The 18,472-nt window shown below is 69.2% G+C and carries 18 protein-coding genes; 8 read left to right on the top strand and 10 right to left on the bottom strand.

What is annotated here, in order from left to right; genetic code table 11:
• Positions 1-6: 6 nt before the first annotated feature.
• The 8 genes from MMG85_RS03795 to MMG85_RS03760 form a co-directional block, all read right to left on the bottom strand.
• Positions 7-948, bottom strand: a complete 942-nt coding sequence (locus MMG85_RS03795; RefSeq protein ID WP_241044814.1) for an SDR family oxidoreductase — start codon at positions 946-948, stop codon at positions 7-9.
• 48 nt (positions 949-996) lie between these two features.
• On the bottom strand, positions 997-1,848 hold the full coding sequence (locus tag MMG85_RS03790; RefSeq protein ID WP_241044813.1) for a DUF2306 domain-containing protein: 852 nt from the start codon (positions 1,846-1,848) through the stop codon (positions 997-999).
• Positions 1,849-1,887: 39 nt separating this feature from the next.
• Positions 1,888-2,940, bottom strand: coding sequence for an SDR family oxidoreductase (locus MMG85_RS03785; RefSeq protein ID WP_241044812.1), 1,053 nt, complete (start codon positions 2,938-2,940; stop codon positions 1,888-1,890).
• 98 nt (positions 2,941-3,038) lie between these two features.
• Positions 3,039-4,418, bottom strand: a complete 1,380-nt coding sequence (locus MMG85_RS03780; protein ID WP_241044811.1) for an MFS transporter — start codon at positions 4,416-4,418, stop codon at positions 3,039-3,041.
• A gap of 34 nt (positions 4,419-4,452) precedes the next feature.
• Positions 4,453-5,529, bottom strand: coding sequence for an SDR family oxidoreductase (locus tag MMG85_RS03775; RefSeq protein WP_241044810.1), 1,077 nt, complete (start codon positions 5,527-5,529; stop codon positions 4,453-4,455).
• A 355-nt stretch (positions 5,530-5,884) separates the two neighbouring features.
• Positions 5,885-6,319, bottom strand: coding sequence for a nuclear transport factor 2 family protein (locus tag MMG85_RS03770; RefSeq protein WP_241044809.1), 435 nt, complete (start codon positions 6,317-6,319; stop codon positions 5,885-5,887).
• A 52-nt stretch (positions 6,320-6,371) separates the two neighbouring features.
• Complete coding sequence (locus tag MMG85_RS03765) at positions 6,372-6,878, bottom strand: DUF1097 domain-containing protein (RefSeq protein ID WP_241044808.1); 507 nt, start codon at positions 6,876-6,878, stop codon at positions 6,372-6,374.
• 93 nt (positions 6,879-6,971) lie between these two features.
• Complete coding sequence (locus MMG85_RS03760) at positions 6,972-7,712, bottom strand: SDR family oxidoreductase (protein WP_241044807.1); 741 nt, start codon at positions 7,710-7,712, stop codon at positions 6,972-6,974.
• A 104-nt stretch (positions 7,713-7,816) separates the two neighbouring features.
• On the opposite strand from MMG85_RS03760, the gene MMG85_RS03755 reads away from it, so the two are divergent.
• Positions 7,817-8,707 carry a LysR family transcriptional regulator gene (locus tag MMG85_RS03755; RefSeq protein WP_241044806.1) on the top strand — a complete coding sequence of 297 codons (891 nt, stop codon included), beginning with the start codon at positions 7,817-7,819 and terminating at the stop codon, positions 8,705-8,707.
• Between the two features lie 40 nt (positions 8,708-8,747).
• Here MMG85_RS03755 and MMG85_RS03750 read toward each other — a convergent pair whose 3' ends face one another.
• Positions 8,748-11,483 (bottom strand): winged helix-turn-helix domain-containing protein, encoded by a 2,736-nt coding sequence (locus tag MMG85_RS03750; protein ID WP_241044805.1) that lies wholly within the window; start codon positions 11,481-11,483, stop codon positions 8,748-8,750.
• Between the two features lie 157 nt (positions 11,484-11,640).
• Here MMG85_RS03750 and MMG85_RS03745 point away from each other — a divergent pair, with 157 nt between their 5' ends.
• From MMG85_RS03745 to MMG85_RS03715, 7 genes are all read left to right on the top strand, one after another.
• The gene (locus tag MMG85_RS03745; protein WP_241044804.1) at positions 11,641-12,525 is read left to right on the top strand and encodes an OmpA family protein; all 885 of its coding nucleotides are present in this window, start codon (positions 11,641-11,643) and stop codon (positions 12,523-12,525) included.
• A gap of 55 nt (positions 12,526-12,580) precedes the next feature.
• A complete protein-coding gene (locus MMG85_RS03740; RefSeq protein WP_241044803.1) occupies positions 12,581-13,534 on the top strand; it encodes a hypothetical protein in 954 nt (317 codons plus the stop codon).
• Positions 13,512-14,339, top strand: a complete 828-nt coding sequence (locus MMG85_RS03735; protein ID WP_241044802.1) for a hypothetical protein — start codon at positions 13,512-13,514, stop codon at positions 14,337-14,339. The genes MMG85_RS03740 and MMG85_RS03735 overlap by 23 nt, the downstream gene beginning before the upstream one ends.
• A 1-nt stretch (position 14,340) precedes the next feature.
• Positions 14,341-14,646, top strand: coding sequence for a hypothetical protein (locus MMG85_RS03730; protein ID WP_241044801.1), 306 nt, complete (start codon positions 14,341-14,343; stop codon positions 14,644-14,646).
• Positions 14,647-14,713: 67 nt separating this feature from the next.
• Complete coding sequence (locus MMG85_RS03725) at positions 14,714-14,986, top strand: DUF4282 domain-containing protein (protein ID WP_142126226.1); 273 nt, start codon at positions 14,714-14,716, stop codon at positions 14,984-14,986.
• Between the two features lie 124 nt (positions 14,987-15,110).
• On the top strand, positions 15,111-16,178 hold the full coding sequence (locus tag MMG85_RS03720; RefSeq protein ID WP_241044800.1) for a hypothetical protein: 1,068 nt from the start codon (positions 15,111-15,113) through the stop codon (positions 16,176-16,178).
• A 29-nt stretch (positions 16,179-16,207) separates the two neighbouring features.
• Positions 16,208-17,536, top strand: a complete 1,329-nt coding sequence (locus tag MMG85_RS03715) for a hypothetical protein (RefSeq protein ID WP_241044799.1) — start codon at positions 16,208-16,210, stop codon at positions 17,534-17,536.
• Positions 17,537-17,581: 45 nt separating this feature from the next.
• Here the strand turns inward: MMG85_RS03715 and MMG85_RS03710 are convergent, their stop codons facing one another.
• Positions 17,582-18,301: an XRE family transcriptional regulator gene (locus tag MMG85_RS03710; protein ID WP_241044798.1), complete on the bottom strand. Its 720-nt coding sequence runs from the start codon at positions 18,299-18,301 to the stop codon at positions 17,582-17,584.
• Positions 18,302-18,472 lie beyond the last annotated feature (171 nt).

The following is an 18,472-nucleotide window of genomic DNA, read 5'->3' as shown; positions in this document are numbered from 1 at the left end:
ACATCGTCAAGGCGCCGGGCGGCGCATTCCCTCCGTGCCGAATACGGTGCCGGTCAACCGCTCCGACACCTGCCACAGGCGTTCGGCGACCGCGACGTCCTCGGCCTGCGACGGCACCTTCGCGGGTGCCGGGTGGCCGCGCGTCTCGCCCAGCCTGTCGGGGCCGTAGTACGCACCTGCGTGTGCGGTCGACGCGGTCGCGGCGAACAGCGGCGGCAGCGCACCCTGTTCGGCGGGCTGGAACAGGAACCACAGGTATCGCCGTGCCAGGCCGGGCAGGCTGGAGGCGCCGGCGCCGTTGGTAAGTAGATCGGTGCGCGAGATGCCCGGATGCGCGGCGAGGCTCTGGATGCCCCAGCCCGCTGCCACGCTCCGACGCTGCAATTCGAAGGCGAACATGAGGCAGGCCAGCTTCGACTGGCCATAGGCGACCATCGGCGTGTAGTAGCGCCTGGACTGCAGGTCCTCGAAGTTGATCGTGCCACTGCGCGCCGCAACGCTGGACAGCGATACCACGCGCGCGTCGCGACCCTGGCGCAACAGCGGCAGCAAGCGCGAGGTGAGCGCGAAATGCCCCAGATGGTTGGTGCCCAACTGCAGCTCGAAGCCGTCAGCGGTTTCCTTGCGCTGCGGCGGCGCCATCACCGCTGCGTTGTTGACCAGCAGCTCCAGGCTGCCGTGCGAGCGGCGCAGCGTCTCGGCAAAGGCTTCGATCGACTCCAGGCTGGCCAGGTCGACCGAGCCGAACCGCACATGCGCGTGCGGCACGGCCTCGCGTATCTGTTCGACCGCCGCCGTACCCTTCGCGGCATTGCGCCCCGCCACGATGACGTTGGCGCCGGCCCGTGCCAATGCCGCGGAGATGTGGAAACCGATACCTCCGGTTCCGGTGACCACGGCCGTTCGACCGATCTGCGACGGAATATCCGATGTTGTCCAACCTGCCATGACGCGTGCCTCGTTGAAGTGGGGGAAGGGGGAGCGCGCGCCGCGCGCCTAGAACGATGTCGCCATCAGGCCGCTGACCAGGCGTCGGCCCCAGGCGCCGTTGATGAAGAGCCAGGTCACCACCGCGATGAAGCCGCTGGCGACCAGCATCAGCGCGCTCGATCCGACGCGGGACAGGGTGCTATGCGGTGATCGCTGCGAGCGGATGATCTGCTCGGCGATGAGCAGGTTGGGCAGATAGAAGAAGAACACCATCACCGCATCAAACCATCCGGTGAAGCCCCTGCCGGTGCCCATGCCGCCCGCGACCAGGAACCAGGCGCCGTATTCCATCCGGTACAGCCAGGAGCCGACGGTCAGCGCGAACAGCCGGATGGCCCATGCACGATGCTGCGCGATGCGGCGTGCGCGCGCATGCTGGAACGCCATGCCCGCGCACAGCACCATCAGGACGCCGTACAGACCGAAGCCGATGTCCATCACCGGACCGCCCACCGTTCCCTTGGCGACGATGAAGAACAGTCCGCCCACGCCCGCCAGCGCCGCCGACGCCACATAGAGACGGCCGAGCCCGCGATGCAGCGCGGGCACGCGCTGCCGCAGGCGGCCGATGAACTGCACCGGGCCCAGCAGCAGCAAGACGGCGCCGGTGAGGAAATGCACGCCGATGGCGATGATGGCCAGCGGCGATGCGGGGTCGTGCAGGCCCGGCAGGGATTCGTTCCAGCGCTGGCCCGCGCCCGCCAGCAGCGTGCCGCCGAAGAACGCCACGATGTAGGCGGCGAACACGACACCACTGATCCAGCTGGTGGCGAGCAGCAGGCCCGTGCTCAACCGCGAGGCAGCATGCGCTGCCCCGTGGCCTGCCATGGCGTGCGGCGCGTCGGGCACCACGCTCATACGGCCGCGATTATCCCGGTCGTGCCGCATGGCGTGCGATCAGCGGGCCGGCGACGGAAAGCGTGCGCCGGTGATCTGCGCGCTCAGGTCCCACAGCCGCGCAGCGACGGTGGCATCGCGGGCGATGGCGGGAATGGCGGCCAGGCCCAGCGGTCCTGCGATCTCGTTCGGGCCGGTCGGTCCGTAGTAGACGCCACCCTGTGCGGTGGGTGCTGTCGCCGCGTACAGCGTGGGAATGGCGCCCTGGGCTGCGGTCTGCAGGTTCGCGCGATTGCTGGCCCACTGGCGTCCCTGCGGACTCTCCAGGCCGGGACCGCGTGCGACCAGTTCGGTCACTGCAACGCCGGGATGGGCGGCCATGCTCTGGATGCCCCAGCCACCGGCATCGCTGCGACGCTGCAGTTCCAGCGCGAAGGAGAGGCAGGCCAGCTTCGACTGCGAATACGTGGCCATCGGCTCGTAGGCGCCGGTCGACTGCAGGTCGTCCAGGTTCAGGGTGCCGCGATGGACCGCGATGCTGGACAGGGTCACCACGCGCGGCGCCTCGCTCTTGCGCAGCAGCGGCAGCAGCTCGGCGGTGAGCAGGAAGTGGCCGGCGTAGTTGGTGGCGAACTGCATCTCGAGCCCGTCCACCGACATGCCACGTTCCGGCGGCGCCATGATCGCCGCGTTGTTGATCAGGCCATCCAGGTGCGGCAGCGAATCGCCCAGGCGCTCGCCCAACTCGCGGACCGAGGACAGGTCGGACAGGTCGACGGCTTCGAACTCCACCTGCGCCGCGGGCACGTCCTGCCGGATCTTCTCGATCGCTTTCTGTCCGCGCTGCGGGTTGCGCGCGGCGATGACCACGCGGGCACCAGCCGAAGCCAGCGCCTTCGCATCCTCGAAGCCCATGCCGCTGGTGCCGCCGGTGACCACGAAGATGCGTCCCTTCTGCGAGGGCATCTCGGCCGTGCTCCAGGTCGGCGGCGGTGGTGTCTGCGCCGCGGCATCCAGCGCGGCCACGCCGCCGAGCAGCAGGCCGAGGGCGGCGAGGCGCCCGCGCCAGGCGGACGGTGCGGAGAGTGATGGGGTGTGGGGTGCATTGATCATGGGCATGTCCTCGTGGGGGAGTGGGTCGTGCGTTGGTATGGGAAGCGCCAGCTCAGGTGCAGCGCCGTGTGTGTGGATGCGTGGTGTCGCTGTCGCCGTCATGCCTCTTTTCCGGAGGACGACGGCGCACGGTGTTGTCCGGGCGTGGAGGAGAACTCCTGTTCCGCGGCAGTGGCATAGCGCGCCTGCGCGCGTCCCAGCCACAGGCCGATCGCCGCCCAGGCCACGGCCAGCGGCACCACCACGCTGGCCAGTCCGCCCAGTGCCAGGCCGAGCCGGCCGAGCACGCCTTCGGCCTGTGCGCCGACCACATCGCCGGTGCGGTACATGAAGGTGTCGACGAAGGCCTTGGCCTTGTACTTTTCTTCGCGGCTCACCACGGTGAACAAGGCCTCGCGTGCCGGCCGGGTGATCCCGCGCTGCACGGCGCGATTGGTGGCCTCCAGCAACACCAGCACGACGAACGAACCGTAGATCGCCAGTCCGATGAACCCCAGCGCAGTGGCCACGGGCAGGATCGCCAGCGCCACGCCCAGGCCGAAGCGCTGGATGAGCTTGCCGGTCAGCGTGAGCTGCAACACCAGCACCGCGACCTGCGTCCACATGTCGATGCTGCCCAGGATTGCCGCGCGCGCATCCATGTCGTCGGTGACCGCGGCCACCATCTGCAGGCGGGTGAAGTAGATAAAGGTCGCCAGCACCGTCATCAGCACCACGTAGCCGGCGATGGCGGTCAGGTAGCGCGAGCGGAACACGGCAACGAGACCGGCCCAGGCGCTGCCGCCGATGCGCGCCGGTTCGGCCACGACACGCGCGGCGAATGAAGAGGCATCGCCCGTTGCCGCCTTGTCGGGCACCACCCGCAGCAGCAGCCAGGCACTGACCAACGCCATGAGCAGGAAGCCGCCCGCGACCAGCAACAGGCTCGGCGTGCCCAACGGCACCGCCAGGCGCGACGTCAGCCACGGCCCGAAGATCGCGCCCAGCGTGCCGCCGACCGAGATCAGTGCGAAGAAGCGCTTGCCCTGGTCGCTGGTGAAGCGATCCGCGAGCAGCGCCCAGAACACCATCGTCACGAACAGGTTGAACACGCTGAACCAGACGTAGAACACCTGGCCGCTGCGCTCGCCGATCGCGCCCGGCGCAAAAATCAGCAGGGCCCAGAATCCAACCAGGCTCACGACGAAGAAGCCGTAGGTCGCACCGACGAACTGCATCCGCCGCAGGCGGGCCACCAGCCAGCCGAACACCGGGTTCACCGCCAGCGTCGCCAGCGCCGTGCCGACGAACAGCCAGCGGATGCTTTCGATGCCGCGCTCCATGCCCAGTGCGTCGCGTGCGGGCCGCAGCAGCATCAAGGCGGTCAGCACGCAGAAGAAGAACAGCGCGGCAATCAGGACCGGCGCGACCTCTTCGCGATGGAGATTGAACAGGCGATACGGCAGGCGCGGTCGGTCGGTGGGCGCGTTCCGGCTCATCGGCGAAGGTCCCGGGCTGTGCTGTCCGCGGACGTCATTCGGCCGTGCCCGACGGGTAGTGCACGCCGCTCAGCGTCTCGCTGATGTCCCACAGGCGTGCGGCGGCCTCGGCGTCCGCGGCGGCCTCGGGAACACGGGCATGACCCAGCGCGCCGCGTGCTTCCAGCAGGCCGGTCGGTCCGTAATAGTGTCCGCCTTGCGCGTCCTGCGCCGTGGCCGCGTACAGCGTCGGCACGGCACCTCTTTCCGCGGTCTGGAAGAAACGCCACAGCGGCGTGCTGCGTCCCTGCGACGGCAGCAGGTTGGTGCGCGAAAGGCCGGGATGGCTCGCGATGCTGGTGATACCCCAACCCTGCGCATCGCTGCGCCGCTGCAGCTCACGCGCGAACATCAGGCACGCCAGTTTCGACTGCCGGTAGGCTGCCGCCGTATCCCATTCGCGTTCGAACTGCAGATCGTCGAAGTGGAGTGCGCCGCGTCGTGCCGCGATGCTGGACAGGGTGACGACACGGGGCGCGTCGGACTTGCGCAGCAGCGGCAGCAGGTCGGCCGTCAGCGCGAAGTGGCCCAGATAGTTGATCGCGAACTGCGACTCGAACCCGTCGGGCGTGGTGCCACGCTGGGGCGGCTCCATGATGCCGGCATTGTTGATCAGCCCGTCCAGGCGCGGCAGCGACACGGCGAGGCGATTTCCCAAGGCATGCACCGACGCCAGGTCGCCGAGGTCGAGCGCTTCGAAGCGCACGTTGGCGCCGGGAGTGTCCTGGCGGATGCTGGCCATCGCTTCCTCGCCGCGTTGCGGATTGCGCGCGGCGATGATCACCTCCGCACCGGCGGCGGCCAGCGCCTTGGCGCTTTCAAGCCCGATGCCGCTGGTACCGCCGGTCACCACGAAGATGCGTCCGGCTTGGGACGGCATGTCGGCCGTACCCCAGTCCGGCTTGGGCGCCGGCTGCGCGACCGTGCCGCTGGCCGTGCAGGCGGAAAGCAGCAGCGCGCCGGCCATGGCGAGCATCGCCGTCCAGCGGCTGCGCGCACGATGGATCGCATTGCCGGGAGACGACGAAGGAACGGGATGCGCAAGCGCATCGGATACAAGCCGGTGGACCACGGGCGGTACCTCGCAGGAAAACGATGGGGGAGAGGCCTGCGTGCGATCAGCAGGTGACGCACTGTGCGGCGCGGACTTTAAGAAGCGTTTAAGGCGGCGGCCGCCCAGGAAAATAATTCGTGCAATGTGTACACAGATCGGTGTGGGCGTTGTCCGAGCCACGACTGCGAGTACCGCACGATGAAGTCGCGTGATGCTTGGCACCTCTTGAATATCTGTCATGCAAACACGGCTGCCACACGGCATCGCGCCAGCACACGATGCGCGGGCGCGATGCCGTGCTTCCACTGCCGGTCTCAATCCAGCGGAATCCGCCGGATGACATCGTCATAGGGCACCAGGTCGAGGTACGCGGTCACCTCGACGCACGCAGGTTCTCCATCTGGAAGATCCATACGTAGCTGTTCCGGTACGGCTGCCCATCGAGGGCGGTAGCCTCGCCATCCCAATGCACGACCACGTGGTCACCATCGGCCCAGACATGTTTGACCGTCGGCCGCACGGGCGACGACAGGCGTGCGGCGAAGGGGGCGACCGCCTTGGCCATGAAGACCTCGCGTCCTTCATGGCGGCCCGCCACCGGACTGCTGCCCTTGATCGTCCACACCATGTCCGGCGCCAGCACATCGTCGAAGAAGGTCTTTCCGCCCGCACTCCATTGCGCGAAGGCCTGGGTGATGAACTGGCGATTGCGCTCGGTGGTGGCGTCGTGCGCGTGGGCCGGTGGCATGCCGTTGACCAGCAGGGCAACGGCCAACAGGGCGAGTGCAGCGTAGTGACGGGTTTTCATCTCGATGTCTCCTCGGGGTGTGTCGGCTTCGTCATGGCGAAGCGGTGTCGGCTCAGTGGGCAGGGCTTGTGGCTGCACGCGACAGTCGCGTCGATACGGTGTGCGAGATCCAGCCGGCGGTGCTGCCGAGCGTGCCGGCGCCGAACAGCTTGCCCACGCTCTCGAACGAGGGCTCCAGATGTGCGGCGAACCACGCCACCAGGCCGAGGAAATAGGCGAGCAGGTTGCTCATCACCGGCAGTCCGCGCAGCGACACCACCACGATGGCCACGACGAACACGACCAGCGGCAGCGACCATGCGGGTCCCGCGTTGCCTGAGAGCGCTTGCAGGGCCAGCGTGGCCACCACGCCGAGCAACAGGCCTGCGCCCACGCAGGCGAGATTCTCGATGGTCGAGCGCACGCTGAGGCCGCGCGTATAGAACGCGATCCAGCCGATGAACATCGCCCACACGGGCAGGGCCAGCGAGAGGCTGATGGCGCTGGCGCCCGCGGCGGTGACCGCGGCGACCAGGGTCGCCAGGACATAGGTGTTGCGCGAGGTCGTGGTGATGCTCATGGGGTGCTCCAGGCAGGGTGGGAGTCGGGTGTGGAAGACGACGGGCGCGTCACGTCGGCGAGGTGTGCATACATCGGTGCGGGACGCGGGTACTCAGGCCATGCCGCCGTTCGCGCGCACGACCTGTCCGTTGATCCAGCCGCCGTCCGGCCCGGCGAGGAAGGACACGACCGCGGCGATGTCGTCCGGCGTGCCGAGACGTTCGAGTGGATTCATCTTCGCCATCCGTTCGATCAGCTCGGGCGACTTGCCGTCGAGGAACAGGTCGGTGGCCGTCGGGCCGGGCGCGATCGCGTTGACCGTGATCGCGCGCCCGCGCAATTCGCGCGAGAGCACCGTGGTCATCGCCTCCACCGCCGCCTTGGTCGCGGCGTAGGGCGCGTACGTCTCCAGCCGCAGCGGCAGCACGCTGGACGAGACGTTGATGATCCGGCCGCCGTCGCGCAGGCGCCGGGCCGCCTCGCGCATGCCGTTGAAGCTGCCTTTGAGGTTGATGGCGACGATGCGGTCGAAGCGGTCGTCGCTGTAGTCGGCGATGGGATCGAGATCGAGGACGCCGGCATTGTTCACCAGCACATCGATGCCGCCGTGGCGCGCCTCGGCAGCATCGAACAGCGTGCGCATGGCGGCGGGATCGCGGACATCGGCCTGCACGGCGATCGCGTCGCCGCCGGCCGCCCGGATGCGCTCGGCCAGCCGATCCGCGTCTTCACGCCGCGCCGCATAGTTGATGATCACCGCATGGCCGTCAGCGGCCAGACGCGTGGACATCGCCGCGCCGATGCCGCGGGCGCCGCCGGTGACGATGGCGACCGGCCTGGAGGGCAGGTTCATGGGGAGGCTCCATTGCGCGCCGGAATGGCGTGTGGCCACCTTATTGGCAATCATCGCCCGGATAATCCCGCATAATCCGATATCACAATTCGGATATCCGGCTAATGGACCGCTTCGATGCCATGAGGGTGTTCGCGCGGATCGTGGAGCGGCGCAGCTTCACCCGTGCCGCGGACGACCTGGGACTACCGCGGGCCACCGTCACCGACGCGATCAAGGCGCTGGAGGCCCGGCTCGGCGTGCGCCTGTTGCAGCGCACGACCCGCACGGTGACGCCCACGCTCGAAGGCGAGGCCTTTTACGGGCGCTGCCTGCGCCTGATCGCCGATGTCGAGGACGCCGAAAGCGCCTTCCGCGATGTGCGTCCGCGTGGTCCGCTGCGCATCGAGGTGCACGGCACGCTCGCGCGCCATCTGCTGTTCCCCCGCTTGCCGGCCTTTCTCGAACGCTATCCGGAGATCGAGCTCGATATCGGCGAAGGCGACCGTTATGTCGACCTGGTGCGCGAGGGCGTGGACTGCGCCGTGCGCGTGGGAGAGCTGCGCGACAGCGACCTCATCGCCCGCCGCCTGACCGCGCTGCCGGAAGCGACGGCGGCATCATCGGCCTACTGCGCACGCCACGGCACGCCGGACACCATCGCATCGTTGCAGGCCAGTGGCCATGTCATGGTCGGCTTCAGGTCGTCGTCGCTGGGAGGCCTGCTGCCGCTGGAGTTCCAGCGCGACGACAAGGTGGAACTGGTCACGCTGCCGACCCGCGTGCGCGTGAGCGGTGCCGATTCCTACGTCGGTGCCGCCTTCGCCGGGTTCGGCATCATCCAGGCGCCGCGTTACCGGCTCGACAGCTACTTCAGCGACCGCCGGCTGGTTCCGCTGCTCGAAGCGCATCCGCCGCTGCCGAGTCCGGTATCCATCGTCTACCCGAAGACGCGCCTGCCCTCGCCGCGGCTGCGGGCGTTCATCGAATGGGCGCAGGACACCTTGATGGCCTGAGCGGCCGGGGTGGTACGAACCGCGCTGTCGGCGCGCAGCCTCATGGTGTGCCGAGCAGCTTCTGCCAACCCTCGATCTGCGCCTGGTCGGCCGCGCCCAGCCGGGTCAGCGACGCCACCGCCGATTCCAGCAACGGGCGGCCTTCGCGGACGCGGCCGGACTGGATCAGGATCTGGCCGCGCAGCGCCTGCAGGCGGTGCTCCCAGCCGGGGGTGGAATCGCCGGCGGTCAACGCAGGCACGCTGAGCCCTTCGGCCATCTCCAGGGCTTCGGCATACCGGCCCTGGTCTGCCAGGTGTCCGGCCAGCGCATAGCGGAAGCTGTGTGCGGCCACGTTGTCCTGGCCGAAGTTGCGGCGCAGTCCGCTTTCGGCCTGGCGCAGGTAGGCCAGGCCGGCGTTGCGGTCGCCGCAGTCGTATTCCTTGAATCCCAGGTTGCCGGTCTCGATCAGCGTGGCCTGCCGTTCTTCGCCGTAGCGCTTCGCCATGCGTTCGCGCACCGTGCGCGCGATGGGCAGCGCCTTGTCGCAGTGGCCGGCGTAGTCGTGGATGCTGGCGACCAGCGACATCTGCACCAGCGTGCTGTAGTCGTCGGGGCCGAGGATGCGTTCGGTGGTGGTGGCGGCCGCCTGCGCGATCGGCAGCGCCTCCGCGTACCGCCCCAGGTTGCGCAGGGCGCGCGCCAGCATCACCCGATATCCGGCCACCGTGGATTCGCCGATGCGCGCGGGCGTCAGCAGCGGATCGGCCAGCACGGCCTGCAGCAGCGGAATGGCTTCGTCCGCCTTGTCCGAGCGCAGCAGGCCATCGGCGATGTTGGAGCGGATCAGCGCCGCCATCGACGCATCGTCGGGACGCAGCGCGCGCTGCAAGGTGTCGGCGCGGCGGTGCGCCAGCAGCGAGGGCTCGATCTGCAGTTGCTGGAAATGGAACTGGCCGCGCGCGATGGCGGCGTGCAGCGCGACCGTGTTCTCGCCGTCGAGCCGCGTTTTGCCGGCCAGGCGATCGGCCTCCTGCAACTGGCGTTCCGCCTCGGCGAAGGATTCGGGCGTGCCGGCATAGGCCAGCGTGCGCACCAGGCCGTAGCGCGCGACGAGGGTCTGTTCGTCGTCCACGCCGAAGGCGCGGCCGTAGTCCTGGACGGCCTGGCGAAGATGCCGTGCCGCGCGCTCGCGGTCGCCGAGCGTGCGCCACGCATCGCCCAGCGCGGCATGGATGCCGCCGCGCACGGCGGGATCCTGGTCGAAGCGCGTGGCCAGCGGCGTGCCCGCCTTCTCCAGCATCTGCCGTACCGTGGGATCGCCTTCGAAGCCTGCGCCGCCCGGACTCAGCGCGCCGATCAGGTCGTCGCTGAGGAAGCGCGTCACCGCCTCCGCGCGTGCGGCCTGCATCGCCGCGCTCTTGCGCTGCTGCTCGCTGCGCCACCACAGCGCCGAACTGGCCAGCAAGCCGACGCTCAACATGGCGATGGTGGCGATCACCCACGGCCTGCGTGCACGCGTATTTTCGAGCGCGCGCTGCACGCGCCGGGCGGCGTCTGCGGCGGCCGCCTGCTGCTCCGCCTGTGCGCCGCGCTGCGCCAGCGTGGACAGCCGATCGATGAGTTCGGCCACGCTGCCCAGGCGTTGCGCGGGATCGCCATCGGTGGCGCGGCGGATGTCGTCCACCAGCAGCGGGTCGTCGATGTCGCGTTCCCAGCCCGGCGCCATCGGCCGGCGCAGATCGCCCACCAGCCATTGGTACAGCAGCACGCCCAGTGCATACACGTCGCTGCGGACCGTGGCCGGTTGTCCGGCGATCAGTTCCGGCGCCAGGTACAGCGGCGTGCCGGAACTGTCGCCGCTGTGGGCGGTGGTCACGGTCATGCCCATGCCGGTGATGCCCAGCTCGGCCAGGCGTTCCGGCTGCAGCAGGCGGCTGTTGCCGAAATCGGTCAGGCAGGGCTGCCACGCCTCATCGCCGCGCGCGCGCACCAGCACGTTGGCCGGCTTGATGTCCTTGTGCAGCACGCCCACGCCATGCGCGGCGTCGACCGCCGCGGCGATGCGCAGGAAGAACGCGAGCTTGCGCGCGCGGTCCCAGCCGGCGAGCGTGCCGTGTTCGTCCGCCCAGTCGGGCAGGGCCTGGCCGCCGTACTCGCATTCCAGGAAGAACGGTTCGCTCTCGAAGTTCCAGTCCAGCACACGGACGAAGTCGTCGCGCTCGCCCAGCGTGTCGCGCAGCACGCGCATCAGCGTGGCCTCGCGCTTGATCGCCGCCAGCCGCTCGCCGCCCAGGCTGAACTTGAACACGCGCGCATCGCGCGTGCGCGGCTGCCGCGCGAGCCAGACCTCGCTGCCCAGCGTGCGGCCCAGCGGACGCTCCAGCACGAAGTGTCCGCGGCCGGGCACGGCCTGGCCGGCGGTGAAGTCGAGCGCGGTCTCGCGCCGCTGGCCCTGGGCCACCCGTTCGACCGGGCCGTCCAGGCGGTAGCCCACGCGCGGGACGGTGGCGATGCGGTCCTCGCCGGCCGCGTCCAGGGCCTTGCGCAGCTTGCCCACGGCCGTGGCCAGCACGTGGTCGACGGTGATCCTGCCGGTCCACACCTGGTCGAACAGCTCCTCCTTGGTCACCACCTCGCCCACATGGCGCAGCAGCACCGACAGCACCTGCAGCGGCTTGTGCTCGATGTCCACCGCCAGGCCGGCGACACGCAGTTCGTGGCGGGCCTCGTCGAACTCGACGGTGCCGAAACGCCAGCGGTAGAGCCGCACATCGGAAGAAGGGGAGGGGGCCATGCGGCCGATGATAACGCCGGTTACACGGCCGTTCGTGCCGCCGGAAGCCCCGTCACGGCGCGCTTGAAGGTTTCTTGAAACCTCCATGAGGACGCGCGGCGGGCGGCGCCGCCAGTCTCCCCCCATGCCCGGCGCCGGCCGGGGACAGGGGATGGACATGAAGGCCAGGGGGCAAGCGGGAAGGCGGCTTTGGCGGATGCGGGTGGCGGCGCTGGCGTGGGGCTTGGCGGCCACGGCGGCCGCGCAGCCGGCGCCGCCCGCCCGCAGCGTGCTGGGCCCGTGGGTCGGCACCTACGTCTGCTCGCAGGGATTGACCGGCCTGACGCTCAGCATCACCGAGGCCGCGCCCACCCGGGCCAGCGCGCTGTTCCACTTCCATGCCCACCCGCGCAACCCGCGCGTGCCGACCGGCTGCTTCACCATGACCGGTACCTACGACCCCGCCAGCGGCCGACTGCAGCTGAAAGGGAAGGACTGGCTGCTCAAGCCAGGCGGTTACCGGGTCGTGCATTTCGATGGCCATGTCGATGCCCAAGGCCGGTCCTTCACCGGCAAGGTCAGCGGTGGCACGTCGTGCAAGCAGTTCGATCTCGGCCGCACGGCCCCACCGGCGACACCCCCCGCGGCGTGCGCCGTCGCCATGCCGACGATCCAGCCCGACCTTCACGATGCCGGCCGCATCGGCGACGCGCTGGCCGGCGATGGTCGCATCGACCTCAACATCCTGTTCGATTTCGCGCGCGCCACGCTGCGTCAGGACAGCCTGATGCAGTTGGACGAACTGGGTCGCGTGCTGCTGACGCCGGCGCTCGCCGCGCGCCGCATCGGCATCCATGGCCATACCGACGCGGTCGGCGAGGCCGACGCCAACCTGCGCCTGTCGCGGCAACGCGCGGCCGCCGTGGCCGAGTACCTGGGCCGCACGTTCGGCATCGCGCCTTCGCGCCTGGACGTGCAGGGCTTCGGCGAAAGCCGGCTGAAACGGCCCGACGCGCCCGACGCGGACGCCAACCGCCGTGTCGCGATCGTGTTGCTGGATTGAACCGCCGTGCCGTGCGCCGCGGTGGCGCAGGGCGTGGTCCACCTGGAGAGGAATGATGCCGAAGAAAACCCCGATCCCGATGCTGGCGTTGTCCGTGCTGCTGCTGTCCGCCTGTGGCGGCGGCAACGAGCTGGCCGACGGCCAGGAAGAAGTCGGTGTGCCGCTGGACGAACTGGAGGAAGCCGCCATGGCCGGGCCCGACGGGCCGGCGCCGCTGCGCTGTCCGGCCAAGGTGCGCAAGGAGCTCGCCGGTCCCGACATCATCGGGCTGCGGTTGGGCATGACGCTGCAGGAAGCGATGGCCACCACGCGCTGCAGCCTGGGCGAGGAGGCGGTGGTCACCGAAGAAAAGCGCTGGCTAGATCGCCTGGATACGCATGGCGTGGCGCTGGGCACGCAGTTCTTCACGGTCGAGAAGGGTAGCTACCGGCCGTGCAACTTCGCCCGCGAGTGGCAGGAATGCCGGGGCAAGCTGAAGTGGGAACACACCGACGAGATCGTCAGCGTGGCCACGCCCGGCGTGCCGGGCAAGGAAACGGCACAGGTGCTGTGGCGCACGCAGAAGTTCCGCGAGGGCCAGATGCCGTCGGTGGACGCCACGCTGCAGGCGCTGACCGCCAAGTACGGGCAGCCGCAGGTGCGCGAGAACGATGACTCGCCGCGCGGCTACTCGGCCGGCACGCGCGACCTGCAGTGGATCTATGACCGCGCGGGCAATCCGCTGTCGGAAGCCAACCCGCTGTTCGGTCGCTGCCGCAACGGTGTTTCGGGGGGAGCCGACACCGCCCGCGCGCGCTGGACCGAAGGCTGCGGCCTGAACATCAGTGCACGCGTTGTGCTGAGCGGCAGCAATCCCGGCCTGGCGATGGAGCTTCACACCGCGATGATCCAGCAGAGCGACACCTACGCGCATGTCGAAGGGTTGCAGGCGGAACTGCAGCGCATCGGCCAGCAACGGCGCGATGCCGAAGTGAAGGAGGCCGGCGATGCCAGCGATGTCCGCCTCTGAAGCGCGCCGGCGCGCGCCTGCCTGCCTGGTCCTCGCACTGACCGTCGCGCTCGCCGCCTGCGAGGGCGGGCAAGCGGAGGGCGATACCGCATCGGCGTCCGCGTCGACGGCGCAGGCGGCCGGCACATCGCCTGCGGCTGCATCGCCCGAAGCACGCGCGTCGTCGGACAAGGCCGTCGCGGCATCGGGCGCACCGGCGGCGGCCCGGTTCGGCGACCGCCAGCTCGACCACCCCGACGACCTGCAGATCCTGATGCTGGCCTACCGGCTTGAAGGGCGCACGCCGCCGATCGACGAGTGGGCCGCGGCGCAGTCGCGCGTGGCGTACGCCGACGAGTTCAAGCGTCCTGCACTGCTCAAGGAAGAACAGGAGCGGCTGCAGGGCATCTACGACGGCACCGCCGACGTCGGCCGCCTGCGCATGAACGTCAACGCGCGCTTCGGCGAGTACGACGCCAGCCGTGGCGGCTACTACCTGGATGCGTTCATGCCGGGCAGTGCGTTCAACTTCAGTGTGCAGCCCTCGCCATCGGCGGGCACCCAGCAGATCAGCCTGCAGGTGGACAACCCGGAGGAGCTGAACTTCTGGCCATTGGACGCGACAGCGGCGCAGGACGTGCTGACACGCAACAGCGGCATGCGCAGCGTGGTGCTGGACAGCCGCTTCGTCATCACCGGCATCAGCCGGCGCAACGACGGGCGGGTCATCAGCGCGCGCCTGGCCGGCTACGCGATCGGCAGCGACCACTACAACCGTCCGGCGACGTTCGGTGAACTCCGGTTCGATGCCGGCGGGGAGCACTGACATGGCCGTGCGGCCCGCCGTGATGACCGTCTCCCTGGCGCTGTTGCTGACGGCATGCGGCGGCGGGATGAGCGGCACCTACGAGGACTCGATGGGACTGACGCGGCTGCGCTTCGAGCGTGGCGACGCGGTGGTGCAGTCGTCGCAGCTCGGCGGCGTGGAGCGGCAGATGCGCTACGACCTGGAAGGCGACCGCATCCGCCTGCGTCATCCCGATGTCGACGGCGCGACGCTGGTGCTCACGCGCGTTGACGCCGACACGCTGTCCGGCCCGATGGGCGTGACCTACCGCCGCGTGGCCGACTGAGGCCATGCGGACACCCTGCCGCGCACATGGCGCGGCACACCCTGCAATCCAACGAGGAGAAACGACGATGCGGGACTGGCTGTACTTCGACGCGATGGTGACGCCCAAGATCATCACCTTCATCTACTGGATCCTGCTGGCCGGCGCCGCCGTCTCGGGACTGGTCCTGATGGTCAAGGGCTTCGGCCTGATGCGTTACTCGGGATTCGCGGGCTTCGGCATGATCGTGGCCGCCCCGATCCTGGCGGTGCTGTCCGCCCTGATGGCGCGCATCTACTGCGAAATCATGATCGTGCTGTTCAAGATCAACGAAGCGCTGCAGGACATCCGCCGCAAGTAAGGCGTGCACTGCGATCCGGCAGCGGACGCGGGGTCCGCTGCCGCCATCTTCAATCACAGGGGACAAGGCCATGACGGCAAGCATCGTGTATCGACGTACCACACCCTCTTTGTCAGCACAGGGCATGTCTGCAAGGCGGGCGATGCGGCTGGCGCGGTGCCTGATGGCGCTGTCGCTGCTGCTCGTGCTGCCGCAACCCGGCCTTGCCGTGGACCGCGGCCGGCAGGTCGTCGTCACCAAAGCCGACGATGCGGCACGGCTGATGGATGCCGTGGAAAACGCGATCTGGGCGGCCGACGGCAAGCCGGCCTCCAAGGCCGTGTACGTGGTCTACAGCACGGATTGCGCGTGGAGCAAGCGCCTGTTCGACGATACCCGCGCGCTGGCCGGCAACGTGCAGCTGCGCTGGATCCCGGTGGCGGGCAGCGCGGCTGGGTCGGTGGTGGCGGGACGCGACAGTGCCAGCGTCGCCGGCGCGTTCAGCGGCCGCGCGTCGCGCGCGGGCGATGCCAGTGCGCAGCGCGGCCTGGTCTACAACCACGGCGTGATGGACAGCATCACCTACCAGTTGCGGCCTTACGACCGCTCCAAGACCTTCGCATTCCCCACGCTGGTCTACCGCAGCGGCAAGAGCGTCAAGGTGGTCGCCGGCAATCCGCGCAATCTCGCCGCGCTGTCTGCCGAGGTGCTGAACGAGCCGCGCGCCGCTTCGCTGGTGCCGGCCGGCATCGCCCTGTCGGCACAGCCGCCGTCGCTGCTGCGCAGCCGCAACCTGTCCAAGTGGGCGCACCGCAACGACATGCCGATGATCTTCCGCGCGGCACCGTCGCCGCAGGCACCGCCCATCGACGACCTGGACAAGGATTTCCTGGTGCCGGTCAGCGGCATCGTCGGCACGACCGGCTGGATCGAAGTCGCGCCGTGGGGCCTGGACAAGCGCAAGGCCTACGTGCACGACCCGCTGATGGCGCGGATGGCGATGCTGGATTACCGCGTCAAGCCGCAGGGCGGGCAATGGCAGGCGCCGGCGACCGTGCAGGTGCGGGAGTTCCCGGACATGGAAGCGCACGTGCAGGAAACCCTGCCGCCGGGCGTGCGCTACCGTCGCAGCGGCGTGGTCGAACATGCCGGCCGCGTCTGGGACCAGATCGTGCTGTATGCCGATGGCGCTGTGGGCTACGTGCCGCGGTGACCGGGATGAAAGCGTCTGTGGAGTGCGGCGTGTCCTCGCGCATGCCGGTCGTCCTTTCCCTTCTGCTTTTTCTGGCCGTCGGCCAGGCGTGGGCCGCCGGGCCCGACCAGGCCAGCCTGCGCTACTACCCCTCGGCAGGGCAGGTGCGGGCCGACGTGGAAGCGGCCTACCGCGACAGCCCGCCGGGAGAGATCGATGGACGCACCGCCGGCCGTTACCTGCTGCTGGCCGGCGTGCTGGAAGCCTCCTGGGGCGGCAAGTACGGTCCGAAAAGCTTCGAGCATCGCGCACCCGCCCGCGCCAGAGAGTTGCGTGACCGGTATCTGCAGGCGTACGCCGCCGTCCGCGGCGGCCACTGGCCCGCGGCGCAACCCGAGTGCGTCGGCCGCACGATCGACGAGCAGGTCGCCAAGCGCATCTGTGCGCGGGTGAATTTCATGGAGGCCGAAAGCCGGCAGCAACACGATTTCGCCGAGGTCCGGCAGGTCGCGGAGCGCTACTTTCCGGCGAAGTACCAGGAGGACCTCGTCGCGCACTCGCCTGCAAAGCGCCTGGCCGAAGCCAAGGCCAGGGCCGTGCAGCAGCGCGAGGCAGAACAACGCGCGGCCGACGTGCGGCTTGCGGTGGCACGGAAGGAGGCCATGACGCGTCGCCTCGTCGCCGGCGGCATCCTGTTCCTGTTGCTGGTGCCGCTGACGATCCTCGCGCTGCTGATCGCAGGCGCCCGACGCCGCCGGCGACGCACTGCCACCACGTTGACCAGGATCGCCTCGATCGACGACCTGCATCTGTTCGCGACGAGCGGGCGGGTGATCGACGTCCAGCGCCACACCAGGACGCACGTCACCACGACCACCGACAACGGCTACGTCCATCCCGACAGCTACCAGTCGCGGGCGCCATCGACGACCACGACGGTCAGCACCACGGATCATCTGGCGCTGTTCGTCAGGACCGACGACGGCCGGGAACTGCAGGAGCGCTTCGTCGATCTTCCGCTCGCCGTCAGGTCCGGCAACCGCGTCGCCATCGTCTATGGCGGCGACACGCGGTCGCGCCTGGGCGTGGCGGTCGCGGTGGTGAACATGGACACGCACGACGTGGCCGTCGATACCCGGCAGGCACAGGGCATCGCCTCGCGGCTCTCGCTGCTCAAGGCAGCATGCTGGGGTCTTGCGGTGGCGGCCGCCGGCGCGGCGGTGGACCTGGCGGCCGGGATTTTCGTTTTCACGCTACCCGGGCTGGCCTTCGGCTTCATGGTCGCGATGCTGCTCGCCTTCGCCTGGCAACGGTCGTTGTGGGCCAACATCCGCGGGCAGGTACAGGCCTACGCCCAGCGCCTGGCCGCGACGCATTGAGGGCCGTCGCCGCGGGAGGGAGAAGCGAAGATGACGGCGCTGGCGTCAGCCCTTCGGCTTCGGCGCCGGCTTCTTCCGCGGGGTTTTCGCCGGCGTCGCCGCCGGCGGCGTGAGCCGTTTCGCCTTGCCCTGCTGGGCGAGGCTTTCTTCGCCGTGCAGGGTCAGCAGCGATTCCATCAGCTGTTCGTCCGAGCTCGAACAGACGCCGAGCAGCAGCACCTCGTCGCAGCCTTCGGCGGCGATGTAGGCGTGGCCCATGTTGGAGTCGATGTAGACCGACTGGCCGGTCTCCAGCACGATCGGGTCGTAGAACTCGGTATGCACTTCCATCCGGCCTTCGAGCACGTGGATGTATTCCTCGCCGGAGTGGTGGACCAGTGCGCCGAACTCCTCGATGGTCTTGGCGCGCACGCGGGTGAGCACCGGGATCATGCGCTTGCGCCGCAACTCGGGGCACAGGTAGTAGTAATCGTAGTTGGGCGTGGTGACGCGGATCGCGTCCTCGATGCGGCCGATGCTGCGGCGCGCGGTCACCGGCGGCTCCACCGTCTCCACGTCTTCGGCGAACAGCTCCGACATGCGCAGCTGCAGCCGCTGCGCCAGCTGCAGCAGCTTGTCGTAGGTCAGCGTCAGGCGATCGTGCTCGACCTTGGACAGGGTCGAAAGCGGAATGCCGGCATGCTCGCTCATCTGCTTGAGCGTCCATCCCTTGCGCGCGCGCAGCGAGCGCAGCAGTCCGCCGATGGTGGGGTGTTGTGACGTCATCCTTGCGGGATCTCCTGGGACCCGTGCACTTCTGCTGGCGTATCCAGCATGGCGGCATGATCGCCTTCCGCCATGGTCAGTGGAAAGGGCAGCCGGCTCAACGAGGGCCCGCCCCCGACTTTCGGCACGGGTTGACAATTCTCTGATTGGGATCATTATCGCCGAATCAGG

This window comes from Pseudoxanthomonas sp. LH2527, from assembly GCF_022539275.1.
GTDB lineage: Bacteria > Pseudomonadota > Gammaproteobacteria > Xanthomonadales > Xanthomonadaceae > Pseudoxanthomonas_A.
The sequence above is the reverse complement of the archived record's forward strand: the minus strand, read 5'-3'. Positions and strand labels throughout refer to the sequence as shown.

Excerpts from the sequence above, each read along its gene's own strand:
- MMG85_RS03795 (WP_241044814.1), bottom strand. The coding sequence starts at position 948 with ATGGCAGGTTGGACAACATCGGATATTCCGTCGCAGATCGGTCGAACG.
- MMG85_RS03790 (WP_241044813.1), bottom strand. The coding sequence starts at position 1,848 with ATGAGCGTGGTGCCCGACGCGCCGCACGCCATGGCAGGCCACGGGGCA.
- MMG85_RS03785 (WP_241044812.1), bottom strand. The coding sequence starts at position 2,940 with ATGATCAATGCACCCCACACCCCATCACTCTCCGCACCGTCCGCCTGG.
- MMG85_RS03780 (WP_241044811.1), bottom strand. The coding sequence starts at position 4,418 with ATGAGCCGGAACGCGCCCACCGACCGACCGCGCCTGCCGTATCGCCTG.
- MMG85_RS03770 (WP_241044809.1), bottom strand. The coding sequence starts at position 6,319 with ATGAAAACCCGTCACTACGCTGCACTCGCCCTGTTGGCCGTTGCCCTG.
- MMG85_RS03765 (WP_241044808.1), bottom strand. The coding sequence starts at position 6,878 with ATGAGCATCACCACGACCTCGCGCAACACCTATGTCCTGGCGACCCTG.
- MMG85_RS03760 (WP_241044807.1), bottom strand. The coding sequence starts at position 7,712 with ATGAACCTGCCCTCCAGGCCGGTCGCCATCGTCACCGGCGGCGCCCGC.
- MMG85_RS03755 (WP_241044806.1), top strand. The coding sequence starts at position 7,817 with ATGGACCGCTTCGATGCCATGAGGGTGTTCGCGCGGATCGTGGAGCGG.
- MMG85_RS03750 (WP_241044805.1), bottom strand. The coding sequence starts at position 11,483 with ATGGCCCCCTCCCCTTCTTCCGATGTGCGGCTCTACCGCTGGCGTTTC.
- MMG85_RS03745 (WP_241044804.1), top strand. The coding sequence starts at position 11,641 with ATGAAGGCCAGGGGGCAAGCGGGAAGGCGGCTTTGGCGGATGCGGGTG.
- MMG85_RS03740 (WP_241044803.1), top strand. The coding sequence starts at position 12,581 with ATGCCGAAGAAAACCCCGATCCCGATGCTGGCGTTGTCCGTGCTGCTG.
- MMG85_RS03735 (WP_241044802.1), top strand. The coding sequence starts at position 13,512 with ATGCCAGCGATGTCCGCCTCTGAAGCGCGCCGGCGCGCGCCTGCCTGC.
- MMG85_RS03730 (WP_241044801.1), top strand. The coding sequence starts at position 14,341 with ATGGCCGTGCGGCCCGCCGTGATGACCGTCTCCCTGGCGCTGTTGCTG.
- MMG85_RS03725 (WP_142126226.1), top strand. The coding sequence starts at position 14,714 with ATGCGGGACTGGCTGTACTTCGACGCGATGGTGACGCCCAAGATCATC.
- MMG85_RS03720 (WP_241044800.1), top strand. The coding sequence starts at position 15,111 with ATGTCTGCAAGGCGGGCGATGCGGCTGGCGCGGTGCCTGATGGCGCTG.
- MMG85_RS03710 (WP_241044798.1), bottom strand. The coding sequence starts at position 18,301 with ATGACGTCACAACACCCCACCATCGGCGGACTGCTGCGCTCGCTGCGC.